Below are 24,814 nucleotides of genomic sequence, written 5' to 3' on the forward strand. Positions count from 1 at the left end.
TATCTTTATTATTATCCGTAGTTATAATATTAATTGCTAATGCTTTAAAATTTACTGATGCACAATATTTTATAAGTGGTGCAATACTTATTATATTTCCGATAGTTTTTATTAAAAGAATTTAAAAATAAAAACTCAAGCTAAAATAAATAATATAAATGAAACTTTTAGGTTTAACTTTTTAATAAAGGGTATATTATAAACATAAATATATCACAGATTGGAGATGCTTAAAGTGAGCAAAGACTTAAAAGACAAACAATACGATCAAATAAAAAAAGATGAAGAAGAGAAAGATAGAGAATTATTTGGAGAAAAAATATTAGAACAAGAACATAAAGATTTTGAAATAGAAGAGCAAATAAATCCATTAGAACATTTATAAAATTAAAATAGAATTTACAAATGCAAAAGGTATAGAGTGTATTTTTATAAAAATATACTCTGTACCTTTTTTTATAGATAAAAACTATAATACTGTGTTTATGTATAGAAATAAACTATTTCTAGAAAAATGTCGAATGTAGTAAAATTAAAAGGCGAAGTGAAAAAAGAATATTAAGATAAAGGAGACTATTGTGACTAAATCGAAAAATAAAAATTTAATTAAAGTACTAATAGTTTTAGCAGTTATAAGTTTGTATTTTTTCATACCAACTATAAAAGTAAATGTAAATCAAGCTATATTTGTTTTAAATAATGTAGATGTAGATATGGTGAAAAATTATATATTAAGCTTTGGAATTTGGGCACCTACAGTATCTTTTATACTAATGGTACTTCAATCTATTGTGGCTCCAATACCGGCTTTTATTATTACATTTGCAAATGCTGGGTTATTTGGATGGGTGAATGGGGCAATATTATCATGGACAAGTTCTATGGCAGGTGCAGCACTTTGTTTTTATATTGCTAAGTTTTTAGGTAGAGATGTGGTAGTAAAACTTACCTCAAATGAAGCATTAAACAAAGTTGATAATTTTTTTGGTAGATACGGAAATTATGCAATATTAATAGCTAGGCTTCTACCATTTATATCTTTTGATATAGTTAGTTATGCAGCAGGATTAACTTCAATGAAATTCTCAACATTTTTCATAGCAACAGGAATAGGGCAGCTACCAGCAACAATTATATATTCTTATATAGGTGGGATGCTAACAGGAACTGCAAAAACATTCGTTACCGGATTATTATGTTTATTTGCACTATCGGCAATAATAGTACTTATAAAAAGCATAATGAAAGACAAAAAAACACAAAGGAGAAAAGACATTGGCTAAGAAAATTAGTGTATTATTACTTACAATAGTATGCATGTGTGCAATACTATTAGTTGGTTGTGATTCAAAGAAAACTAGCAGCAATGAAACTTTTGATGAAGCAGAGTATAAAAATGTAGACTATTTTATAACTCCACAAGAGTTAAAGAAAATGATAGGAAGTAAGGATCTTGTTTTACTAGATTGTAACAAGCCTAATATATATGAGAAAGGGCATATACCAGGTGCTGTTAGTATAGGTATTAATGCTTTCTCAGATATATCAAATAAAATAGGAGATCCAGGATGGGGAACTATTTTAGATAAAGAAGCTTTACAAAAGAAGATGGAATCATTAGGAATAGATAATACTAAAACTGTAGTATTTTACTCAGATGTATTTAAAGGTCCTGGAGCAGATGGAAGAGCTGTATGGCAATCTAAAGTTGCAGGAATGAATAATGTGAAAATGTTAGTAGGTGGATTAAGTTACTGGGAAGATTTAGGATATGAAACAACAGATAAACCAGAAAAAGCAACACCTACAAAGGGATTAAAATTAAAAGACTATGATACAAGTTATATAGCTACAAAAGATTATGTAAAAGAAAATATAGGAAAAGAAGTTATTATAGATGTTAGAACAAAAGGTGAATATGAAGGTTCTCAAAAAGCAGGAGAACCAAGAGGCGGACATATAAAAGGTGCTATAAATATGCCTTGGTTAGAACTTTTAAACGATAACGGAACTCCAAAGAGTAAAGAAGAAATTACAAAAATTATGGCTTCATATGGAGTTAAACCAGATGATACCTTTGTTGTATACTGAACTATGGGTATAAGATCTGGCTATGCAGCCATGATACTCAAAGCAGTTGGCTTTGATAATGTTAAAAACTATGAAGGTTCTATATATGAATGGGGAGGAGACTCAAGTCTTCCTATGGAAAAATAGCAAAACTAAAAAAGTTATGACAAAAGAGATATACTATTTTGTCATAACTTTTTTAGTTTAATCATATGAGGCAATACCTGTAACAGCTACATAAATTTTGGAAATAGCATACCAAGTTGCAAAATCCACATTCCCAGTTTGATTCATTCTAAAAATTTCCTGAAACTTACGAACACTAAATTGTGTAGCAGGACCATAAATACCATCTACATCAACTTTAGGAAGAGCCGGATATGCTTTTGCTATTTCATTTAATTGGTTTTGGATAATTTCAACATTTTCACCAGTAGACCAAAGCGTTAAAGTATAGCCTGGAAAAGATGAAGGAACACCCTCTATCATATCAGTACCTTGTAAACCAATATTTTCTCCATAGTAATATCTTAAAATTTCATCAAATTTATATCCTTGATCTCCCAAATACTTGCTTCCCCACTGAGTCATTTTTCCTGGACATTGAGTTTGAACTCCATCACAATATTGAGCAAGCAAAGGTTCAGTGGCACCTTTTGGTCTTTGAATATAAACATTGAAAATATTATCAACTACAACACTTATAGTATTGAAAATATTTCTGTTATAGATAAACTTATGATCATAAGTAGTTGTAGATGTTATAGTAAAATTATACCCCATATTCCTATACCACTCTGTATAAACTCTATTTAAAGTAAAAGAAACGATAGCTACCACGTTGGCATAAATTGTTTCAGTAGGCCAAGTTGCATAAATTTCAGAACTGGCAACGTTTTTAATGTAATCTCTAAATGGAATCCAATAATTAGGTGCGGTTTTATCACTTGGAAGACCATCATGAACTATTATATACTCAGGAACAACTACCTTTGAAAGTACAAATACATCAGTAAGTTTTTTTGATGGTTCTAATATTTTTGGCGGATAATTACCATACAAAGTATTATCACCAATAGTAAAAACTTGTTTATTAGAAGTCGTAAGCACAGATATTTTGGATAGTGAAATGTTTTGGATAGCTTCTATACAAGGAAGTATTTGAACTCCTTGAATAATTATTGTTTGATAATTTTCTTTTTTTATTTCTAATAAATAAGTATCATAAGCTCTTGGGGAATTAGGTATTTGTGAATACATAAAATTTGGTGCATCAAGCGGAAGTTTTTTTATTTGACCAGAAGAATTTGTAAGTAAATTTTTATAAATAATTTTACTTTTTTTACTGTTATCTTTTGGAAGTGTGCATAGTTTTATTGTAGCACCTTCTATAGGAAAGTTTGTACTTTCATCAATAACTTTAATAGTTAAAAATCCCTTAAACAAAACATCACCCCTCATATTATAAAAATATTTATTTCATAATATGATATACAAACTTTAATGGTACAAATATATAAATTAAAAAATTAACATATTTACAATTGAAATTTATATTAATATGCCGATAATATAAAACAGAAAATAGTTTGTTTTATTACAATTACAAAGGTAAAATGGGTAAAATTACCATAAAAAGGTAAAAAACATGAAAAAAAGTGAAGGTAAAAAACAACTTATGTAGAATTATATATAATCATAAACATTTAAGTTTGGGGAGATTTTATTAATGCACAAAAAGATGGGGAAATTTAGTTTTGGGTTTTTATTTGTATTTATTTTTATATTAATAATTACCACGAGTGGGGTGGGAGATAAATCATATTCACATAATATGGTAGATGATGGATTTAATGTTTTAGTTTTGAACTCATATCATCAAGGTCACAAATGGGAGTCATCTATATTAGAAGGATTAGAAGAATATGTAACTGAAAATAAAGAATTTGGAATTAATTTTAAAGTGGAATATTTAGATTTTAGAAATAATTATGATAAAAGATATATAGAATCATTTAAATATATGTTAAATGAAAAGTACCCTAGAGGGAGTATAGATGCAATATATACAATAGATGATGAAGCTTATGGAAATTTTAGTAAAGAAGTTTTAAATGAAGAAAGCAATTTTTATGAAATACCTCTTTTATTTAGTGGAGTAGATAATAAACCTGGTGGAAATACAAATGAAAAAAAGTACATGGCAGGAATCTACCATGGAGATGACAGTTTAAGCTTAATGAATTTGATTACTTCATTAAATGCTAATACAAAAACATTAAATGTAATAATTGAAAATTCTAAGTATGGGGAATCTATAAAATTTGAAATAAATAACTTAATAGATACATATTTGAAAAATCAAGTAAAAGTAAGGTATATACAAAGTAATTACATACAAGATATATGTAGTGAATTAAATGAAATCCCAGATTTGAAAAATACTGTAAATATTATAGCAGGAGAATTTCAAGATAAAAAATCTGAAAATTATTTAAGGCCTAAAGATACAATAAATTTAATTAAAGAGCACACAGATAAACCTATATATTCTAATGATCAAAGCTATATACAAGCAGGGATACTTGGAGGTCACATTGATATAGGGCAAGACCAAGCTACTATTATTGGAGATATGATAGTACAGTTGAAAAATGGAGTGAAAATAGAGAACATTAAAAATCAAGTTGAGCCAAAGGCAAAGGGATATGTAGATTATAATAGTATTTATGAATATAAAATAAATCCTATATATCTTCATAAAGACATTAATATAATTAATAAGAAGCCATATGAGTTATTAGTTCCAACTTGGATGAAGTATATAATAACATTTTTACTTATGTTTTTCATTATATCTAGTATTTTTATAATAAGATTTTTATCAAAAAATAGAAAAGAAAAAGCTAGGATATTAGAAGAACAAGAAAAAGCTAAGGAAAGAGAAATGTTAAAATCAGACTTTGTAGTTAACTTAAGTCATGAACTTAGAACTCCTATAAATGTAATTTTAGGAGTTAGCAAAGTCCTGGAATTTAAAGCTAAAAAAGGTACTTTAGATAATGAATATATATTGGGAAAATTAGAAAATATTAATTTAAATTCTTTTAGATTACTAAAAATATCAAATAATATAATAGATATGACAAAAGCTGAATCGGGTATGTTAAAGTTAAATCCTCAAAATTGTAATATAGTAAGCGTAATAGAAGATGTTTTTGAAAATAGTATAATTTTTGCAAAACGAAAAAACATAACTATGACATTTGATACAAAGTGTGAGGAAATAAAAACATCATTAGATGTATCGCAAATTCAAAGAGTTATATTAAATTTATTATCAAATGCTATTAAATTCACATCTGAAAATGGATATATACATTTATATATATGGACTGAATTTGATAATATAGTTATAGAAGTTATAGACAGTGGAGTAGGTATACCTGATGAAAAAATAAGTTATATATTCCATAATTTCTATCAAGTTGATAATTTGTATACGAGAAAGAATGAGGGTAGTGGTATAGGCCTTAGTGTAATAAAAGAAATTATACAAATGCATAAAGGTAAAATTGAAGTAGAAAGTACCGTTGGAGAAGGTTCTACATTTAGAATTTACTTGCCTATAAAAATAGAAGAAAATATTTCTGATTATGATGAATTAAATGACGAGAATACAAAGTATTTAGTAGACTTAGAAATGTCAGATATTTAAATCTGTTTATATATCTACGTACTATTGTTTACTAAATCAACTAGAATTAGTTTTTTATATTTGATAAGACAAATAGCAAATAGGTGACGGGATTAGTAATAGCATAGTTAATACTAATCCCGTTTTTTATATTAGGCATGCCTAATTTGTTTTGAATACATATAGTAGGAGTGGGAGAAACTATATTTCAAGTAGATTTATTTTTTTTATTATTTCATGGATATTTATAGTTTTTGTTTCTTGTTTTGTTTTTAATATTATATCTTGTACTTTTTCGTGAGATATATTTAACAGAAGTAGTCTTGTTTTTATAGTGCTTTCAATAATTTCATCTAAAGTTAAATCTATATCGTCTTTGTAAAATCTGCGTAAAAGCTCGTCCTCCCCAGCAGATCCGATTATAATACTTAAACTTACATCTTCATTTTTAAAATTGCAGTTGAAGTTTTCTAAGGTGTTATTTAAAACATCTCCTAAAATTTTCAGATATTCTTTTCTAATAGAATCAATTTGAGAGGCTTCTATATACATTCTAAATAAAGGTTTATTAGTTGCGATCACCTTTATATAAATATATTGAGTTATTGCATAGCTAAGTAACGGGTCTAGGGACTCTATAGAAGAATTACTTATATAGGAATAGATTCTTTCTATAAGATTTTTATATAGATATAAAACTATATCTTCTTTTTTTTTGAAGTAATAATACAAATGACCACGACCTAAGTGAGAAACTTGTGCAATTTGTCTTATAGTAGTTTTGGTATAACCTTGTTCTAAAAAAAGTTTAGAAGAATTTTTTATTATTGTATTTCTTAAATCATCTTTGTTTTCAAACTCCATTTCATCACCTGCTTATTTAAATTTATAATATTATTCTATCAATATTTTATTGATTATGTAATTGATTTGATAAAATTTAAGTTAATAAATTTAAATTTTAACGAAAAATGTTTAAGTTTGTTAAAACGAGGTATAAATTTAATGTAATAATAAAAGTTTGCATACAAACTAAATGGAGGGTAATAAAATGGATACCAAATTAATAATTGCTATTATAGCAATATCATTAGCACTAGTATTTTATACAATAGGTGTTTTCAGTGAAAGAAAAGCAAAAATATTAAAGAAAAATCATGTAATAATGTTTTATTTAGGACTAGTATGTGATACAACAGGTACTATGCTTATGAAATCTTTAGCAGAAGCAAAGGCTGTTCCAATTTCATCTACAGCATTAGCAATTCATGGGGTTACAGGAACTATAGCAATTTTATTAATGTTATTTCATGCAGTTTGGGCTACTTGGGTACTTTATAAAAATGATAAAAATAAACAGGAAGTATTCCATAAATTTAGTATATTTGTTTGGTGTGTATGGTTAATACCTTATATAATCGGAGCTGTAATAGGTATGTCTCACTAAAATAAGTAAATGCGTCAGTAGTAGGTTGCTTCGGATAAATATATAATTTTAAAAAACTTATATATTTATCCTTCGCTATCTGCTCTGAGGCATTTTTTTTACACTAATTTATGTAAAAAAAATTAAAAAAAGAATGTCAGTTAGGGTAGAAGTGTAGAAAAATTTCCCAGGAAATGTATTTTAGTTAGTAAAAAGACAATATAGAATAATCAAAAGATTTTTGTTTTTTTAGGATGCATTGAACAAAGTTTTAAAGAGTGATAAAATTAATTTAATATTAAATAATCTAAATAACGAAACGTTTTAATATAAAAAGAATTTCAAGGAGAGACAGATGGATTACAAGGATACAAGGATAAAAAAATCTATAGAAGTATTACATTCCTTTTTCTCAGTATCAAAGCTTGCGACTGAGTTTACAAAGAGAAATGCAGAAGAGTTAGGGATAACATTTCAACAATTATCGATAATAAATACATTAAGAATGAATAAGGGCATAACTTTGAAGAAATTATCAGAGAAGTTATCTATACAGCTTTCAATTAGTTCTTTAAGTTTAATTATAGAAAAGTTAGTAGGGTTAAAATTAGTTGAACGAGAAATTTCAGATACAGACAGAAGAGCTGTTAAGTTAAAGTTAACTGATGCAGGGATTGAAATATCTAAGAGATCTCAAGAAAAAGCGTATTCTTATAGAGCTATGACTTCTGCGCTTGAGAATATGAAAGAAGAAGATATAGATACTTTATTAAGGTTACACAATGAGTTATTAGGTAATTTAAAACAAATTGAAATAGCAAAATAATTTATTATTAAATTATTTGAATTTTGAATAAGGAGAAGGGTAGATATATAAGTTTGGCGACTGAAGTTTGAGAAATGTTTTCAATGTTGCTAAAAATTATATATCTACCCTTTTTTAGTTTTTTAACATTGGATTGAAATTTATAAAGCTATACATAAAAAAACTTCATAATCATAAATATAAATTAGAATAAAATACTAAAAAATAGGAGTGGGTTTATGGGCAAGATTACTTTTTTAGGTGCAGGTAGTACTGTATTTGCAAAGAATGTTTTAGGGGATTGCATGTTAACACCAGCTTTACATAATTTTGAAATTGCTCTATACGATATAGACGAAGATAGACTAGATGAATCTTACAATATGTTGAGTACTATAAATAAAACTTGTAATGGATCTAGAGCAAAAATTATAAAATATGCTAATAGAAAAGATGCATTAAGAGGTAGTAAATATATAGTTAATGCAATTCAAGTAGGAGGTTATGATCCTTGTACTATAACAGATTTTGAAGTTCCTAAAAAATATGGGCTTAGACAAACTATAGGGGATACTTTAGGAATAGGTGGTATTTTTAGAGCTCTTAGGACTATTCCTGTTATGCTTGACTTTGCTAAGGATATAGAAGAAGTTTGCCCTAATGCATGGTTTTTAAATTACACTAATCCCATGTCTATGTTAACTTTAGCTATGTTAAAAGCTACTAAAGTAAAGACGGTAGGGCTTTGCCATTCGGTTCAAACTTGTGCATCTGATCTTTTATCAAAAGTTGATATGTCAACGGAGAATGTAAATTACAAAATTGCAGGTATAAATCATATGGGATGGCTACTTGAGATAAATAAAGATGGTAAAGATTTATATCCAGAGATAAAGGAAAAAACTAAAAATTTAGGGAAACATGATGATATGGTAAGGTTTGAAATTATGAATCAGTTTGGGTATTATGTGACAGAATCTAGTGAGCATAATGCAGAATATTTACCTTATTTTATAAAAAGTACACATCCAGAGCTCATAGAAAGATATAATATTCCATTAGATGAATATCCAAGAAGATGTATATCTCAGATTGAAACGTGGAATAAGCGTAAAGATGATTTAGTTAATAATAAAGAGCTTATGCATAAAAGAACAGGTGAGTATGCTTCTTATATAATAGAGGCTATGGAAACTGGGGTTCCTTATACTTTTGGTGGAAATGTTTTAAATACAAATCTTATTACTAATTTACCTAAGGATTGTTGTGTAGAAGTAACTTGTATAGCTGATAGAAATGGAGTAACACCATGTTTTGTAGGGGATTTACCTATACAATTAGCAGCTCTTAATAGAACTAATATAAATGTTCAACAACTTGCAGTTGAAGCTGTTTTAAGTGGAAATAAAAATTATATATATCATGCGGCTATGTTAGACCCACATACTTCAGCAGAGCTTAGTATAGGGGAGATTAAAAATTTAGTAGATGATTTAATCAAAGCTCATGGAGATTGGTTACCGAAGTTTTATATAAAATAAAAAATTTCATTTTGAATATTAAATAAGGATCTTAAATTAACTATAAAAGTTATTTAAAGATCCTTATTTTTATATGACTTAAAAAATTATCATAGTTTGATAAAAAACTCATATACTTGTACAAATAAATAAAGGAGCAAATACATAATGAAATTTAGAAAACGATTATTAAAAATGAGTGTTGTTTCGTCTATGATAATAGTTAGTTTAGTGGGATGTAGTAATAATTCGGTAAAATCTACGGAAAAAGTTGTAAAAGGGGACGCGTTTAAAGTTTTAGAAAATAAAAATGCAAGAGCTGCAATAGCATTAGCATTAGACAAGCAACTTATGTGTGAGAGTATATTAAATAATGGGTCTACACCTGTGAACTATTTAGTTGCAGAAGACTTAGCTTTTGATTCACAAGGAAAAGATTATAGAGAGTTTGCAGGCAATATGGGATATGAACACAATGATGAAGAAGCTAATAAAGCTTGGGACAAAGCAAAAGAAGAGTTAGGATTTGATATTGTAGAATTAGACTTCCTAACAGGTGAGGGTGATAATAGTAAAAGGCAGGCTGAATTCATACAAGCAGAGCTTCAAAGTTCATTACCTGGATTAACTGTAAACATAAAGCAACAGCCTATGAAACAAAGATTTGAGTCAGAGGAAAAAGGTGATTATCACTTTACATATTCAAACTGGAATCCTGATTATTCAGATCCATTAACATTTTTAGAAACTATGCAAACGGGGATAATGTATGGACTAACAAGTGGATATTCAAACTTAGAGTACGATAAGTTGGTCAATGAAGGTAAAAATTCAACAGATCAAGTTAAAAGCTGGGAAAACTATGCAAAGGCAGAAAAAATTATGCTAGATGATGTATTTTTAATACCATTGAGCCAAACTGCTAGCGCGTATTTAGAAAAAGATTATGTAAAAGGAAGAGTTTTATATCCTTATGGAACACCAGCTGGATATAACTGGGTTGAACTTGGGGAAGGAAGAACGTCATTGAACTTAAGTTCTACGGCAGATATTCCTACCTTGGATGTGAGTAAGGCTGGAGATACTGTATCATCTGAAGTTTTAACTAATGTAATGGAGGGATTAACTAGAGTTGATAAAGATGGTAAAGTTATTCCAGGAATGGCAGAAAATTGGCAAAAATCAGAAGATGGAAAGACATGGACTTTTAATATAAGAAAAGATGCTAAGTGGTCAAATGGAGATAAAGTAACAGCAAAAGACTTTGAATTTTCTTGGAAGAGAACCTTAAATCCTGAAACAGCATCAGGGTATGCATTTATTATGTATGACATAGTTGGAGCTAAAGAGTATAACTTAGGAGAGAAAAGCAATCCAGATGAATTAGGAATAAAGGCAATAGATGATTATACATTAGAAGTGAATTTAGTAAGACCTGTTCATTATTTTGATAGTTTAATGTTCTTTAAAACATTCTTCCCACAAAATCAAAAGGTAGTAGAAAAATTTGGAAGCGAGTATGGAACTAGCAAAGATGCAATGGTTTATAACGGACCATTTACTATGACAGAATGGAAATTTGAAGACGTATATATAATGAGTAAAAATACTAATTATTGGGCTAAAGATACTGTGAAGATAGAGAATGTAAATACCAAGATAGTAAAAGATAGCAATGCAGCTTTAAATTTATATGAAACAGGTCAAATAGATGTAGTTGGATTAACATCTGAGAATGTAGATAGATATAAAGATTCTCCAGAGTTTAAGACAAGTAAAAAAGCAGGAACTACTTTCTTACAAATAAATGGAGGTAATCATTAACAAATAAAAAAGACAGGTTCCGATACCTGTCTTTTTTCAGTGGATTGATAAAATTATTTAAAAGAAGTATATTATAAATAAAATTTAAATTATGAAAAAAGAAATTAAATTTATACTAAGATTATATCCAAATACAGTTACTTAATACATAAATTAAAAAATATTATTTAGCTTTTTTCTTTTTAAGATATTGAGATATTAAAGCTCTTTCAAGATAATATAGTGCTAAGGCAAATAATCCTAAAGTTATTCCTTGTTTAATGCTGTTTGAAAACACTACAACCCCAACTATAATACAAACAAATCCATTTATTACACCATTTATTTGATCTTTAGAGTATGCAAAGGGTAATTCTTTGAACTTTTCTATAGCTGAAACGATTAAACCATAGACAATGAAAAATATACCAACTACTGCTTTTATACCAGCAAATCCAGTGAACATAAACCTCAACCCCTTTTTAATTTTAAATATAATATAATATTATGGTAGATCAGTTTTATATGAACTTCAAGTAACAGATATGTAATTATTAATAAATTTTATACAGGGAAGATTAAAGGTTTTATAGGGAGGGATTAATGTGAATAAAATGGAAAAAATTATGGATAATATTTCTAAATTTATATGTGAAAGTTATGATAGAAGGAAAAACTATAATAAACAAATAAGAGAGGGGATTACATTGCCAATTAAAGAAGCGAAAGACTATTTAAAAGAAAATAAAGAAAGAAAAACACGAACTAAAAAATGAAATAAAATGATAATGTTATTGAAATGATTGGAATGATATGGTATAAATTATAATATAACGTATAAAAAAACAAAAATACGAATAATATTCGTTTGTTGACAAAAAAGGATGGATAACAAAATATGAAGAAATTATTAGCTATGTGTGCAGTATTGGTATTATCAGTTACTATGTTAGTGGGGTGTACAACAAAAGCAGAAGAAAAAGATAGGCAGGTTTTAGGTGTAATTGGAGCAATGGAAGAAGAAGTAAAGATTTTAAAAGATAAAATGGATATAGAAGAGACTGTGGATGTTGCTGGAATGGAGTTTTATAAGGGGACTCTTGATAAGAAAAATATAGTATTAGTTCGTTCTGGTGTTGGAAAAGTAAATATGGCAACTTGTACTCAAATTTTAATAGATAAGTTTAATGTAACAGCTCTTGTTAATTCAGGGGTTGCAGGAACCATGGATAAAAATTTAAATCAAGGAGATATAGTTATTTCAACAGATGCAGTTCAACATGATTTTGATACAACAGTATTTGGAGATCCATTAGGAGAGATATCAAGATTAGATATTAGATTTTTTGAAGCTGATAAAAATATGATTAATATAGCTTGTGAAGCTGCAAAAAAAGTTTCAGATATAAATATAAAACAAGGTCGTGTGGCTTCTGGCGATCAGTTTGTAGCAGGGGGAGACGTAGCGGATAAGATAAAGAAAAACTTTGGAGATGTAGCAGCTGTTGAAATGGAAGGAGCTGCAATGGCTCAAGTTGCTTATTTAAATAAGATACCATTTGTTATAATTCGTTCTATATCTGATAAAGCAGATGGTTCAGCAGATTTATCATATGAGGAGTTTTTACCAATAGCAGCTAAAAATGCTAGTGCATTACTTGAAGAGTTTGTAAAATTATATTAAAAGTAGAGCTATTTTAACTATTTATATAATAGTTAGAAATAATATAAAATAAAATAGATTATAAACAAAAAACAGTAATAATTTAAAAAATTATTACTGTTTTTTGTTATGATAAAACTTTATCACAAAATTTTCTAAATATACATCTAAAGTAATTTGGAATTTGTACGTATAAAAACAACAGATAAGTTACAATTTACGACAAATAATAACATTAAAATGGAAAAGATAAATTGATTTTAATGTTAACTATAATATTGAAGTATTTGTTAATTAAAAAAATAATTAGGTTAAAGAAAGGAATACGTATGAAAAATTTAAAAATAGGTAGAAAGTTAATTATATCTTTTATGATATTATTAATACTTATGGGATTTACAAGCATTTATACAATATCTAAATTAAGGGAATCAGAAAAATTAAGTGCTGAGTTATTTACAGGTCCGTATGAAACAACAACTGAATCTATGGGTGTTCGTAGAGATTTAGTTTCTATTGGAAGAAATATTACAAATTCAATACTTAGAGAAAACCCACAGGAATACAGAACTACAATTATGAAAGATTTTGATAGTATCGATAAGAGACTTAAAACAATTCATAATTCATTTTCTGGAAATGCAGACTTAATAAATAATCTTGAAAGTTCAATTGCAAATTTAAAACAACAATATGAGCAAGTTTATGTAGTAATGCAACAAGGAAATTATAAAGGTGCAAAAGATATGACAGTAAAGGCTACTCCATATTACGATGCATATGAAAAATGTGTAGAAGACTCAATCGCTGTTAATGATAAATCTGAAGAATTTGGTAATCAATTTAATAAAGATATAATAAAAGCATCAGACAGTGCAACTATAGGTTCTGTAGTAATTAGTACATTTACTATTATCGCAGGAATAGTTATATGCTTATATATTACAAAGAGTTTAAAAGATCCAATTGAAGAAATTGAAGCAGCTGCAGATAAGATGGCAGAAGGTGATTTTAATATTGATATAGAATATGAATCAAAAGATGAATTAGGAACTCTAGCGGCTAGTATGCGTAAAATGAGTAATAATACTAAAGAAATAATAAATGATACAGTTCGTGTATTAAGCGAGGTTGCAGGTGGTAACTTTAATGTTGAACCAGAAGTTGAATATGTAGGAGTATTCAAAGCAATAGAGACATCAGTTATGAGTATAACTAACGATTTAAGTGAAACAATGGCTCAAATAAATGTAGCTGCTGAAGAAGTTGGAGCAGCATCAGATCAAGTTGCAGGTGGATCACAAATGTTATCGCAAGGTGCAACTGAACAAGCAAGTGCAATACAAGAGTTATCTGCAACTATTATAGATATATCTAATAAAATAAAAGATACTGCAGAAAATGCTAGAACAGCAAATTCTTTAACAGCAAACTCAGCTACTCAAGTTAAAGAAGGTAATGAACAGATGAAACAAATGGTTACTGCTATGGAAGAAATTTCATTTACTTCTAGTGAAATAGGAAGAATTATAAAAACAATAGATGATATAGCATTCCAAACTAACATATTAGCTTTAAATGCTGCTGTTGAAGCTGCTCGTGCAGGTGAAGCAGGTAAGGGATTTGCAGTTGTCGCAGATGAGGTAAGAAACCTTGCTGCTAAATCGGCAGAGGCTGCTAAAAATACAGCTACACTTATTGAAAACTCAATAGGAGCTGTTGAAAAGGGAACTGGTATTGTAGATAGTACAGCACAGTCTCTTCAAAAGATAATTAATACAACTAATAGAACTACTGTAGTAGTTAATGATATAGCTAAAGCATCTGAAGAACAAGCAAGTGCTATCAATCAAGTTTCTTTAGGAGTAGAACAAATTTCAGAGGTAGTTCAAACTAACTCTGCAACTTCAGAGGAAAGTGCGGCTAGTAGTGAAGAATTAAGTGGACAAGCACAGATGTTAAAATCATTGATTGGAAACTTTAATTTAAAAAGTAATAACGGGTTTAAAAAATCTATAAACTTTAATGAAGATGAAACAAACTATTTTAATATGAATGAATTTTAATAATAAAATATAAAAAAAGACAGGTTCTTATACCTGTCTTTTTTAGTTGATTAATAAAAAAATAAAAAAATTAGCACTCTAAACTTGACAGTGCTAACAAACGTGCTAAAATAATAGGTATGGGGAAAGATTTTATCCCGAATTATTTTAATAGATAAGTTTAGGAGGAGATAAAATGGAAAATAAAAAAGGTAACATATCAATACATACGGAAAATATATTTCCAATAATAAAGAAATGGTTATACTCAGATAAAGATATATTTGTAAGAGAGCTTATAAGTAATGGGTGTGACGCTATAAACAAATATAAAAAGTTAATTTCTCTAGGTGAAGTGACTGACAATAAAGAACAAGACTATAAAATTAATGTAACTATAGATAAAGAAAATTCATCACTTATCTTTGAAGATAACGGGATAGGTATGACTGAGGAAGAGGTTCAAAAATATATTAATCAAGTAGCTTTTTCTGGAGCTGAAGATTTTGTAAATAAGTATAAAGATAAAATGAGTGAAGAAAGTGATATAATAGGTCATTTTGGACTTGGTTTTTATTCAGCATTTATGGTATCTACAAAGGTTCAAATAGATACTTTATCATATAAGGAAAATGCTGAAGCTGTAAGATGGATAAGTGAAGGACAAACCGAGTACGAAATAGGTTTAAGTGATACAAAAAAAGTAAGAGGAACAACAATAACTTTATTTTTAGATGATGATAGTAAAGAGTTCTTAGAAGAGTATACTGTAAGAAATATAATAGATAAATATTGTTCATTCTTACCAGTGAATATATATTTAAATGTAGATGGAAAAGAAGAAACTGAAGAAGACAAAAAACCTTTAAATGATACTTATCCACTTTGGTTAAAATCACCAAAGGATTGTACTGATGAAGAGTATAAAGAGTTTTACAAAAAAGTGTTTAAAACATTTGATGAACCACTATTTTGGATACATTTAAATGTGGATTATCCATTTAATTTAAAAGGAATATTATACTTCCCTAAATTAAAAAATGAGTTTGAGTTAATAGAAGGTAAGGTTAAATTATATAATAACCAAGTTTTTGTGGCAGATAATATAAAAGAAGTTATACCTGAGTTTTTATTATTACTTAAAGGTGTAATAGACTGCCCTGATTTACCACTAAATGTTTCAAGAAGTTTCTTACAAAATGATAAAGATGTAAGTAAAATTTCTAAGCACATAGTTAAGAAAGTTGCTGATAAGTTAAAAGCTTTATATAAAAATGAAAAAGAAAATTATGAAAAATTCTGGGATGACATACAAGTATTTATTAAATTTGGATGTTTAAAAGACGAAAGTTTCTATGACAAGATAAAGGATATAATTTTATTTAAAACAATAAATAATGAGTATTTAACTTTAAATGAATATCTTGAAAACTGCAAGGAAAAACATGAAAATAAAGTATTTTATGTAAGTGATGAAGAACAACAATCTCAGTATGTAAAATTATTTAAAGATTATTCATTAGATGCTGTTATTTTAAATTCTAGTATAGATAATCATTTTATATCATTTATTGAGTTTAAAAATCAAGGTGTTACGTTTAATAGAATAGATGCAGATTTATCTGATGTTTTAAAAGATAGTAAGTCTGAGGAGAATACAGAAGAAAAGACTGCTTTAGAAAATTTATTTAAAGATATTGTAGGAGATAAGATTAAAACTTACTCTGTTGAGAGTTTAAAAAGTGAAGATACTACAGCAATTATATTAGTATCAGAACAATCAAGAAGAATGGCGGAGATGAAGTCTCAGTTTGCTGGAATGGATCTTGGCATGAGTTTTGATGAAGAAAAGACTTTAGTTATAAATGATAATAGTCCTATAATTAAGAAGCTTGTGACTTTAAAAGATGATGAAAGTAAAAAAGATGATATTGCTTTAATTTGTAATCAAATTGTTGATGTTGCATTACTTGCTAATAAAGAATTAGATGCAAAAGAGTTAGATGAGTTTATACAAAGAAATAATAAACTTATGAATATGGTAATATCTTTATAGAGTTTATATAAAAGATGCCTGTTAAAGGGCGTCTTTTTTTATGTTGAATTAATGGTAAAAAATTAACGATGAAAATATACTATTAATAAATGGATTTATTTATAGTATATGGTAAAAATATAACAATTAAATAGTAAAAAAAAGTGATATAATAAGTAAAAAAAGCAAAGTGTGGAGGAACATATGAAAGACTTATTAGAATTAAATCCTATAATTTGTGCTATAAAAAGTGATGAACATCTGGAAGATGCTTCAAATTCAGATGGAGATGTTGTGTTTTTACTAAATGAAGATATTCTTAATTTAAAGAAAAAGATAGATTTTCTACATCAACATAATAAAACAGTATTTGTTCATATAGATATGATAACAGGTCTTTCTTCAAGTCCTATAGCTGTGGATTATATGAAAAAAGAATTGAATTTAGATGGAATAATAACTACTAAAACAAATATAGTTAAAAGAGCTATAGAGCTGGATTTAAAGGTCGTGCAAAGGTTTTTCTTTATAGATTCTATGTCTCTTGAAAATGCGATTGAAAGTTTAAGAAGGGTAAAACCTGACGCTATCGAAATCATGCCTGGTGTAATTCAAAAAGTAATTAAACAGATGAATAAAACATACCCAAATATACCTATAATATGTGGTGGACTTATTGATAAAAAAGAAGAAATAATAGCTGGGTTATCAGCGGGGGCTATGGCAATTTCTACTACAGATGTTAATATATGGTAAGTTAGGAAAGCGCATTTTTCAATTGTTACAAGCTTTTAGTTTATTAAATATCTAACGAAGTATTGTATTGACGGGAAAATGTTTTCGTGATAGCATTTAATTAAATTAATATTGGCTGGAGATGAGAGAGCCCCCTATAAAAAAATATAGGAGCTCTCTGTTTTTTTGCCAAATTGACTAATTACATGAGGAGGTATTTGAGTTGAAGAAAACATTATTAGGAGAGTGCATATCTGAGTTTATTGGATCATGGATACTTATATTTATAGGTTGTGGGGCTGTCGCATCTATGGTATTAAGTGGTGCAAGTGTTTCACAGTGGGAGATAGGTATAATATGGGGGTTAGCAGTTACGATAGCTATATATGTAACTGGAGCAGTATCAGGAACTCATATAAATCCAGCTGTGACTATTGCTTTAATGGTTCATAGAGATTTTCCAAAAAATAAAGTGTTGCCATACATCGTATCTCAAATATTAGGATGTTTCGCAGGAGCAGCAACGGTTTATCTATTATTTAATAAGTTATTTGTATCTTTTGAAGGTGCTAATAATATAGTAAGATCAGGTGCAAATGGACTTTCAACAGCTTCAATATTTTCTACTTATCCAAATGCAGCATTAAATTCATTTGATGCATTACTTGTAGAAACAGTAATAACTATGTTATTAGTCATTGTAATATTAGCAGTAGGAGATGAGAAAAATTCAAATAAACCTATGTCAAACTTAGCACCAGTTTTTATAGGTATAACGATAGCTATAATAGGCGCTAGTTTTGGAGTACTAACAGGATTTGCAATGAATCCAGCAAGAGATTTTGGACCTAAGTTATTTACTGCTTTAGCAGGATGGGGAAGTGGTGCCCTAGGACCTGATATGTATTTTTGGGTACCGATAGTTGGACCTATAATAGGAGCTATTCTTGCAGGGTTTGTGTTTGACAAAGGAATTAAAAAATATATGAAGTAAAAAGTTACATTCAAACAAATGTTTAAAATAAATAATTACTGGAGGCATACAATGAAAAAATACATGATGGCATTAGATCAAGGAACTACAAGCTCAAGAGCTATATTATTTGATAAAGAGGGAAATTTAGTGGCAACATCGCAAAAAGAATTCACTCAATTTTATCCAAAGCCAGGTTGGGTAGAGCATAATCCTATGGAAATATGGGGAAGTCAAAGTGGTGTAATGAGAGAAGTCTTAGAAACTAATGGTATAAAACCTGAACAAGTATGTGGTATTGGTATAACAAATCAAAGAGAAACAACTATAGTTTGGGATAAACATACAGGTAAACCAGTATATAATGCAATTGTTTGGCAGTGTAGAAGAACATCTCAAATATGTGATGAATTAGAAGAAAAAGGTTATAAAGATACAATAAAAGAAAAAACAGGATTAATATTAGATGCTTATTTTTCAGGAACTAAAATAAAGTGGATACTAGATAACGTTGAGGGAGCTAGGGAAAGAGCAGAAAATGGAGATTTGTTATTTGGAACAGTTGATACTTGGTTAATATGGAATTTAACTCGTGGTAAGGTTCATGTAACTGATTACTCAAATGCAGCAAGAACAATGTTATATAATATAAAAGATTTAAAGTGGGATGATGAAATATTAGAAATGTTAGATATACCAAAGAGCATGTTACCAGATGTACGCCCATCTAGTTATATATATGGATATACTGATGAAGGTATGTTATCAGGAGCTCAAATTCCAATAGCAGGATGTGCAGGAGACCAGCAAGCAGCTTTATTTGGTCAAACTTGTTTTGAAGAAGGTTGTGCTAAAAATACTTATGGAACAGGATGTTTCATGCTTATGAATACAGGCGAAAAAATGGTTGAATCTAAAAATGGATTATTAACAACTATAGCTTGGGGAGTTGATGGAAAAGTTGAGTATGCACTTGAAGGAAGTATATTCATAGGTGGTGCAGCTATACAGTGGCTAAGAGATGAACTTAGAATATTATATGATGCAAAACAAAGTGAATTCTATTCTCAAAGTGTAGAAGATACTAATGGAGTGTATGTAGTTCCAGCTTTTGCAGGACTTGGGGCACCTTACTGGGATATGTATGCTAGAGGGTGTGTTATGGGACTTACTCGTGGGGCAAATAGAGCTCACTTAGTTCGTGCTACTCTTGAGTCTGTAGCATATCAAGTTAAAGATGTATTAAATGCTATGCAAGAAGATTCTGGTCTTAATTTGAAAAATCTTAAGGTAGATGGAGGAGCTAGTGCAAATAACTTCTTAATGCAGTTCCAATCAGATATATTAGATGTTAATATAAATAGACCTAAGGTACTTGAAACTACTGCACTAGGTGCGGCATATCTTGCAGGACTTGCTGTAGGTTTTTATGAAGATAAAGAAGATATAAAGAAATCTGTAATAATGGCGAGAGAATTTGAACCAGATATGAGTGAACAAAAAAGAAATGTATTATACAAGGGATGGAAAAGAGCAGTAAATAGATCTCTTTTATGGGCTAAGGAAGATGAAGAATTTGAAAGAGAATTAGAATTAGCAAAAAGTAGTGACAAATAGAAGTTGATGTGATATAATAAAGACACAAATTAGGAAAACGATTTTTAAAAATTAAACATTATGGCTAAGAGATGAGAGAGCCTTCTATACACTGTATAGGGGGCTCTCTATTTTTTTTTCAAGGGAGGCAATATTATGTATGATATAGCAATAATAGGTGCAGGTATAAGTGGTAGTTCTATAGCGAGAGAATTATCAAAATATAATTTAAATGTTGTAGTAATAGAAAAAGGCATTGAAGTGTGCCAAGGAACTACTAAGGCAAATAGTGCTATAGTACATGGTGGATATGATGCACATGTTGGAAGTTTAAAAGCTAAATTGAATGTAGAAGGAAATAGATTATATAAAGATTTATGTAAGGATTTAGATGTAGAATTTAAACAAATAGGATCTTTGGTTTTAGCATTTAGTGATGAAGAAATGAATCATGTAAAAGATTTATATGATAGAGGACTTGAAAATAATGCAACAGGATTAAAAATATTAAATAGTGAAGAAGTAATGGCAATTGAACCTAATGTGAATAAAAATATAGTAGGAGCACTTCTTTGCGAGAGTGCAGGAATTGTTTGTCCATTTAATTTAAATATAGCACTTATGGAAAATGCTATGATAAACGGAGTAGATTTAAAATTAGAATCAGAAGTAGTTGATATAGAAAAGATAGATGATTACTTTGATATAAAGCTAAATAATAAAGAAGATATAAAAGCTAAATACGTTATAAATGCAGCAGGTGTTTATGCTGATAAAATAAATAACATGATAGGTGGAGATGAGTACTTTATAATACCTAGAAAAGGTGAATATAAAATATTAGATAAAAGTGAAGGAAAAATTGCAAATCATGTTTTATTCCAATGTCCAACTGAAAAAGGAAAAGGTGTCTTAGTTACACAAACTGTACATGGGAATTTATTAATTGGACCAAATGCTGTAGTAGTTGATGATAAAGGAGATATATCAACTTCAAGAGAAGGAATAAAGGAGATAATTAATGATTCTAGAAAAAGTATAGAAAATATTGACTTTAGAAAAACAATAACAAGCTTTGCAGGACTTAGAGCAACTCCAAATACAGGAGATTTTATGATATTTGCTTCAAAGAAATGTAAAAACTTTATAAATGTTGGTGGTATCGAATCCCCTGGATTAGCTTCAGCACCAGCAGTTGCAAAGCATGTTTTAAATATACTTAAAGAAGAAGGATTGAATTTAGAAGAAAAAATAAACTTTAATCCTATAAGAAAGAAAACTAAGCCATTTATAAAAATGACTAAAGAAGAAAAAGCTGAAATAACTAAAAAAGATGACAGATACAAAAAGATAATTTGTAGATGTGAAAGTGTAACAGAAGGTGAGATTGTAGATGCTATAAATTCTATATGTGGTGCAAAGACAGTAGATGGAGTAAAAAGAAGAGTAAGACCAGGTATGGGAAGATGTCAAGGCGGGTTCTGTGGACCTAAGGTTATAGAAATAATAGCAAGAGAACTTAATATAGATGTTGAAGATGTGTTAAAAGACTATAAAAACTCTAATGCAGTTGTAGGAAAATCAAAAGAATTAAGGGGTGAGTTAGTTGAAATATAATGTAGTAGTTGTTGGAGGAGGACCTGCAGGTTTAGGTGCAGCAGTTGAAGCTAAGAGAAATGGTGCAAAAGATGTACTTATAATAGAAAGAGATAGAGAGCTAGGCGGAATACTTAATCAATGCATACACAATGGTTTTGGGCTACATGAATTTAAAGAAGAATTAACTGGACCTGAGTATGCTCATAAGTTTATAGAGATGGTTAAAAAAGAAAATATTGAGTATATGCTAGATACTATGGTTTTAAATATAAGTGAAGATAAGAGTATAGAAGCTTTAGGTGAAGAAGGAATAATAAATATACAAGCTGATGCTATAGTTTTAGCTATGGGATGTAGAGAAAGAACAAGAGGTGCGATAGATATACCAGGTTATAGACCAGCAGGAGTTTACAATGCAGGTGCAGCTCAAAGACTTTCTAATATGGAAGGATTTATGGTAGGAAAAGAAATTGTTATATATGGTTCAGGTGATATAGGACTTATTATGGCAAGAAGAATGACACTAGAGGGCGCTAAGGTAAAAGCTGTGGTTGAAGTAAATCCACACTCAAGTGGTTTAACTAGAAATATAGTTCAGTGCTTAGATGATTTTGATATACCTTTAATGCTAAGTACTGGGATAACTCATATAGATGGAAAAGAAAGAGTTAAAGGGGTTACACTTTGCAAGTTAGATGAGAAAAGAAATCCTATAAAAGGAACAGAGGAGTATGTTAGTTGTGATACTGTACTTTTATCAGTAGGGCTTATACCGGAAAATGAATTAAGTGTAGAGGCTGGAGTTAATTTGGATTTTAAGACTAGTGGACCTATTGTTAATAATTCAATGGCTACTAATGTAGATGGAGTGTTTGCTTGTGGTAATGTTGTTCATGTTCATGATTTAGTTGATTTTGTTACTAAGGAAAGTAAGATAGCAGGAAAAAATGCTGCATTGTATTCTTTAAATAAATTAAGTAAAAATGATGAAGTAAGTACATCAGCAGGTGAGGGTATTATATATATTGTGCCTCAAAGTGTGGATGTAGATTGTAAAGAAGATGTTAACTTGTTTATGAGAGTAAGACAAATTTATAAGAATAAGAAGTTGGTTGTTAGAAGTGGTGATAAAGTTATTTTAGAGAAAAAGAGACTTCATATGATACCTTCTGAGATGGAGAATGTGAAAATTGGTAAGGAACTTTTTAAAGATATTGATGGAAATATAAGTGTTAGTGTTGAGGAGGCGTAGTTATGAAAAATATTACTTGTACTGTTTGTCCAATGGGATGTGCTTTAGTTGTTAGTAAGGTTGATGGTGAGTATATAGTTGAAGGTAATACGTGTAAGAGAGGAGCTAAGTATGGGGTAGATGAGGTTACTAATCCTAGAAGGGTTATAACTACTACTGTTAAGCTTAGTGGATCTTATTTGAATTTACTTCCTGTAAAAACTAATGATTCTGTTCCTAAGGAGCTTATGTTTGATATTATGAAGCTTTTAGATGGAGTTGTTATTACTGCTCCTGTTAATGTTGGGGATGTTATTATCAAAGATGTTTTAGGAACTGGTGTGGATATTGTTAGTGCTAAGAGCATGGAACATCTACATTTAAATGATGGATTTAAGGGTCATGATTTAAAACATTGTATATAAATAATTTTTAAATACCCTACCTCGTGTTTTAAGAGGGGGGTGCTCGGATGAATATATAAGTACAACTTATATATTCATCCGAGCTAACTTTGAGTAGCATTTTTTGTTTTATATTTATTTTCTAAGCTACATATCTAGATATTATCTTGGCTAAAATAAATACTATACCTATAATAATACTTACTAGTAGTAGAGAGAGATTTATTATAGTAGTGTTTAAATAGTATGAACTCATAATCATAGTGAGTAAAACAGCCATACATCCAAGCCATGTTTTTAAAAATGATAGTATTTTATTTTTATTAGTATTATTAAGAGCTGTTTTGCAAGTATATTCGACTAATAGATTAGCTATAAATATTATAATAATCATATTGATAATATCGCCTATAGAAAGAACAAAATCCCAATTTTTATTTTTAGATACAAAATTTATTATTATTGTTTTGGCTATAGAAATAGCTCCTAATATCCATATAATTGAAAGTGATAATTCTAAAGAGCTAACTATTTTTTGAAGCTTTGTTTTCTTAGGCATAGTTTCTATGATTTCATCACAAATCTCTTTGTAATTTTTTCCTATAACTTTTTCGATATTTTCCCCTCTATCTTGACCGTCAAGAATCATTTGAATTAAGTCTTCACGAACTAATTCTTGGTTGTATGAAGTCATATCTGAACCTCGAAGGTATACTATCATATCTGTATATATTGTATCATTATTTTTATGAATCTCTTTTTCACTTTTGTTATTTTTTTTCAATAATTCTCTACATTGTTTTTTCATCTTTATTGTCCCCTTCCAATAATTTATTTACTGCAGTATTTAATTCTTTCCAATTATTTTTAAATTGCATTAATGCATTTATGCCATTAGAAGTAAGTGAGTAATATTTTCTTTTGGGGCCACTGTTTGAATCTCTTAAAGTAGCTTTTATCATTTCATTTTTTTGGAGCCTCAATATGATAGGATATATTGTTCCTTCTGAGATTTCACCAAATCCATATTTTCCTAGTTTTTCTGATATTTCATATGCATATGTTTCTTGTTTATTAATAATCTCTAAGATACATCCTTCTAACATACCTTTAAGCATTTGTGATGGAATAATTTTAAATCCCTCCTTTTATATGTCTTGTATTACAAGATACTCTATATTGTAATACAAGATAGTATAAGTGTCAAATTTA

24 protein-coding genes are annotated in these 24,814 nt (G+C 28.8%); 19 read left to right on the forward strand and 5 right to left on the reverse strand.

Features of this window, described 5'->3' with window-relative positions; all coding sequences use genetic code 11:
* Positions 1 to 235 precede the first annotated feature (235 nt).
* From ACRCYC_RS12175 to ACRCYC_RS12190, 4 genes are all read left to right on the forward strand, one after another.
* Entirely contained in the window at positions 236 to 385 is a 150-nt protein-coding gene (locus ACRCYC_RS12175; protein WP_438619411.1) for a hypothetical protein, read from the forward strand.
* Between the two features lie 193 nt (positions 386 to 578).
* Positions 579 to 1,283 carry a TVP38/TMEM64 family protein gene (locus ACRCYC_RS12180; protein WP_438619412.1) on the forward strand — a complete coding sequence of 235 codons (705 nt, stop codon included), beginning with the start codon at positions 579 to 581 and terminating at the stop codon, positions 1,281 to 1,283.
* A complete protein-coding gene (locus ACRCYC_RS12185; RefSeq protein ID WP_438619413.1) occupies positions 1,276 to 2,091 on the forward strand; it encodes a sulfurtransferase in 816 nt (271 codons plus the stop codon). Before ACRCYC_RS12180 ends, ACRCYC_RS12185 begins: the two co-directional genes overlap by 8 nt.
* 3 nt (positions 2,092 to 2,094) lie before the next feature.
* The gene (locus tag ACRCYC_RS12190; protein ID WP_438619414.1) at positions 2,095 to 2,217 is read left to right on the forward strand and encodes a hypothetical protein; all 123 of its coding nucleotides are present in this window, start codon (positions 2,095 to 2,097) and stop codon (positions 2,215 to 2,217) included.
* A 57-nt stretch (positions 2,218 to 2,274) separates the two neighbouring features.
* Here the strand turns inward: ACRCYC_RS12190 and ACRCYC_RS12195 are convergent, their stop codons facing one another.
* A complete protein-coding gene (locus ACRCYC_RS12195) occupies positions 2,275 to 3,516 on the reverse strand; it encodes a peptidoglycan-binding protein (RefSeq protein WP_438619415.1) in 1,242 nt (413 codons plus the stop codon).
* A 283-nt stretch (positions 3,517 to 3,799) separates the two neighbouring features.
* Between ACRCYC_RS12195 and ACRCYC_RS12200 the strand changes: the two genes are divergently transcribed.
* Positions 3,800 to 5,788: an ATP-binding protein gene (locus ACRCYC_RS12200; protein WP_438619416.1), complete on the forward strand. Its 1,989-nt coding sequence runs from the start codon at positions 3,800 to 3,802 to the stop codon at positions 5,786 to 5,788.
* A gap of 180 nt (positions 5,789 to 5,968) precedes the next feature.
* Here ACRCYC_RS12200 and ACRCYC_RS12205 read toward each other — a convergent pair whose 3' ends face one another.
* On the reverse strand, positions 5,969 to 6,631 hold the full coding sequence (locus ACRCYC_RS12205; protein WP_438619417.1) for a TetR/AcrR family transcriptional regulator: 663 nt from the start codon (positions 6,629 to 6,631) through the stop codon (positions 5,969 to 5,971).
* A 187-nt stretch (positions 6,632 to 6,818) separates the two neighbouring features.
* Here ACRCYC_RS12205 and ACRCYC_RS12210 point away from each other — a divergent pair, with 187 nt between their 5' ends.
* The 4 genes from ACRCYC_RS12210 to ACRCYC_RS12225 all read left to right on the forward strand — a co-directional run bounded on the left by ACRCYC_RS12210 (position 6,819) and on the right by ACRCYC_RS12225 (position 11,342).
* Positions 6,819 to 7,214, forward strand: a complete 396-nt coding sequence (locus ACRCYC_RS12210; RefSeq protein WP_438619418.1) for an HsmA family protein — start codon at positions 6,819 to 6,821, stop codon at positions 7,212 to 7,214.
* Between the two features lie 334 nt (positions 7,215 to 7,548).
* On the forward strand, positions 7,549 to 8,019 hold the full coding sequence (locus ACRCYC_RS12215; RefSeq protein WP_438619419.1) for a MarR family winged helix-turn-helix transcriptional regulator: 471 nt from the start codon (positions 7,549 to 7,551) through the stop codon (positions 8,017 to 8,019).
* A 218-nt stretch (positions 8,020 to 8,237) separates the two neighbouring features.
* Positions 8,238 to 9,539 (forward strand): alpha-glucosidase/alpha-galactosidase, encoded by a 1,302-nt coding sequence (locus ACRCYC_RS12220; protein ID WP_438619420.1) that lies wholly within the window; start codon positions 8,238 to 8,240, stop codon positions 9,537 to 9,539.
* A 147-nt stretch (positions 9,540 to 9,686) separates the two neighbouring features.
* Positions 9,687 to 11,342 (forward strand): ABC transporter substrate-binding protein, encoded by a 1,656-nt coding sequence (locus ACRCYC_RS12225; protein WP_438619421.1) that lies wholly within the window; start codon positions 9,687 to 9,689, stop codon positions 11,340 to 11,342.
* 163 nt (positions 11,343 to 11,505) lie between these two features.
* Here ACRCYC_RS12225 and ACRCYC_RS12230 read toward each other — a convergent pair whose 3' ends face one another.
* Positions 11,506 to 11,787, reverse strand: coding sequence for a hypothetical protein (locus ACRCYC_RS12230; protein WP_438619422.1), 282 nt, complete (start codon positions 11,785 to 11,787; stop codon positions 11,506 to 11,508).
* Between the two features lie 139 nt (positions 11,788 to 11,926).
* On the opposite strand from ACRCYC_RS12230, the gene ACRCYC_RS12235 reads away from it, so the two are divergent.
* From ACRCYC_RS12235 to ACRCYC_RS12280, 10 genes are all read left to right on the forward strand, one after another.
* On the forward strand, positions 11,927 to 12,097 hold the full coding sequence (locus ACRCYC_RS12235; RefSeq protein WP_438619423.1) for a hypothetical protein: 171 nt from the start codon (positions 11,927 to 11,929) through the stop codon (positions 12,095 to 12,097).
* Between the two features lie 122 nt (positions 12,098 to 12,219).
* Positions 12,220 to 13,005: a 5'-methylthioadenosine/adenosylhomocysteine nucleosidase gene (locus ACRCYC_RS12240; RefSeq protein WP_438619424.1), complete on the forward strand. Its 786-nt coding sequence runs from the start codon at positions 12,220 to 12,222 to the stop codon at positions 13,003 to 13,005.
* Positions 13,006 to 13,313: 308 nt separating this feature from the next.
* A complete protein-coding gene (locus tag ACRCYC_RS12245; protein ID WP_438619425.1) occupies positions 13,314 to 15,050 on the forward strand; it encodes a methyl-accepting chemotaxis protein in 1,737 nt (578 codons plus the stop codon).
* Between the two features lie 175 nt (positions 15,051 to 15,225).
* Positions 15,226 to 17,085, forward strand: coding sequence for a molecular chaperone HtpG (gene htpG, locus ACRCYC_RS12250; RefSeq protein ID WP_438619426.1), 1,860 nt, complete (start codon positions 15,226 to 15,228; stop codon positions 17,083 to 17,085).
* A 183-nt stretch (positions 17,086 to 17,268) separates the two neighbouring features.
* On the forward strand, positions 17,269 to 17,820 hold the full coding sequence (locus ACRCYC_RS12255; RefSeq protein WP_438619427.1) for a glycerol-3-phosphate responsive antiterminator: 552 nt from the start codon (positions 17,269 to 17,271) through the stop codon (positions 17,818 to 17,820).
* A gap of 202 nt (positions 17,821 to 18,022) precedes the next feature.
* Positions 18,023 to 18,793: an MIP/aquaporin family protein gene (locus ACRCYC_RS12260; RefSeq protein WP_438619428.1), complete on the forward strand. Its 771-nt coding sequence runs from the start codon at positions 18,023 to 18,025 to the stop codon at positions 18,791 to 18,793.
* A gap of 51 nt (positions 18,794 to 18,844) precedes the next feature.
* Positions 18,845 to 20,389 (forward strand): glycerol kinase GlpK, encoded by a 1,545-nt coding sequence (gene glpK, locus ACRCYC_RS12265; protein WP_438619429.1) that lies wholly within the window; start codon positions 18,845 to 18,847, stop codon positions 20,387 to 20,389.
* Between the two features lie 135 nt (positions 20,390 to 20,524).
* Positions 20,525 to 21,985, forward strand: a complete 1,461-nt coding sequence (locus tag ACRCYC_RS12270) for an NAD(P)/FAD-dependent oxidoreductase (RefSeq protein ID WP_438619430.1) — start codon at positions 20,525 to 20,527, stop codon at positions 21,983 to 21,985.
* On the forward strand, positions 21,975 to 23,219 hold the full coding sequence (locus tag ACRCYC_RS12275; protein ID WP_438619431.1) for an NAD(P)/FAD-dependent oxidoreductase: 1,245 nt from the start codon (positions 21,975 to 21,977) through the stop codon (positions 23,217 to 23,219). Before ACRCYC_RS12270 ends, ACRCYC_RS12275 begins: the two co-directional genes overlap by 11 nt.
* Before the next feature lie 2 nt (positions 23,220 to 23,221).
* On the forward strand, positions 23,222 to 23,623 hold the full coding sequence (locus ACRCYC_RS12280; protein ID WP_438619432.1) for a DUF1667 domain-containing protein: 402 nt from the start codon (positions 23,222 to 23,224) through the stop codon (positions 23,621 to 23,623).
* A 121-nt stretch (positions 23,624 to 23,744) separates the two neighbouring features.
* On the opposite strand, the gene ACRCYC_RS12285 is transcribed toward ACRCYC_RS12280, so the two are convergent.
* Together ACRCYC_RS12285 and ACRCYC_RS12290 are read right to left on the reverse strand one after the other, a co-directional pair.
* Positions 23,745 to 24,410 carry a hypothetical protein gene (locus ACRCYC_RS12285; RefSeq protein WP_438619433.1) on the reverse strand — a complete coding sequence of 222 codons (666 nt, stop codon included), beginning with the start codon at positions 24,408 to 24,410 and terminating at the stop codon, positions 23,745 to 23,747.
* A complete protein-coding gene (locus ACRCYC_RS12290) occupies positions 24,394 to 24,720 on the reverse strand; it encodes a PadR family transcriptional regulator (protein WP_438619434.1) in 327 nt (108 codons plus the stop codon). Before ACRCYC_RS12290 ends, ACRCYC_RS12285 begins: the two co-directional genes overlap by 17 nt.
* Positions 24,721 to 24,814 lie beyond the last annotated feature (94 nt).

Source organism: Paraclostridium sp. (assembly GCF_051657365.1).
GTDB lineage: Bacteria > Bacillota > Clostridia > Peptostreptococcales > Peptostreptococcaceae > Paraclostridium.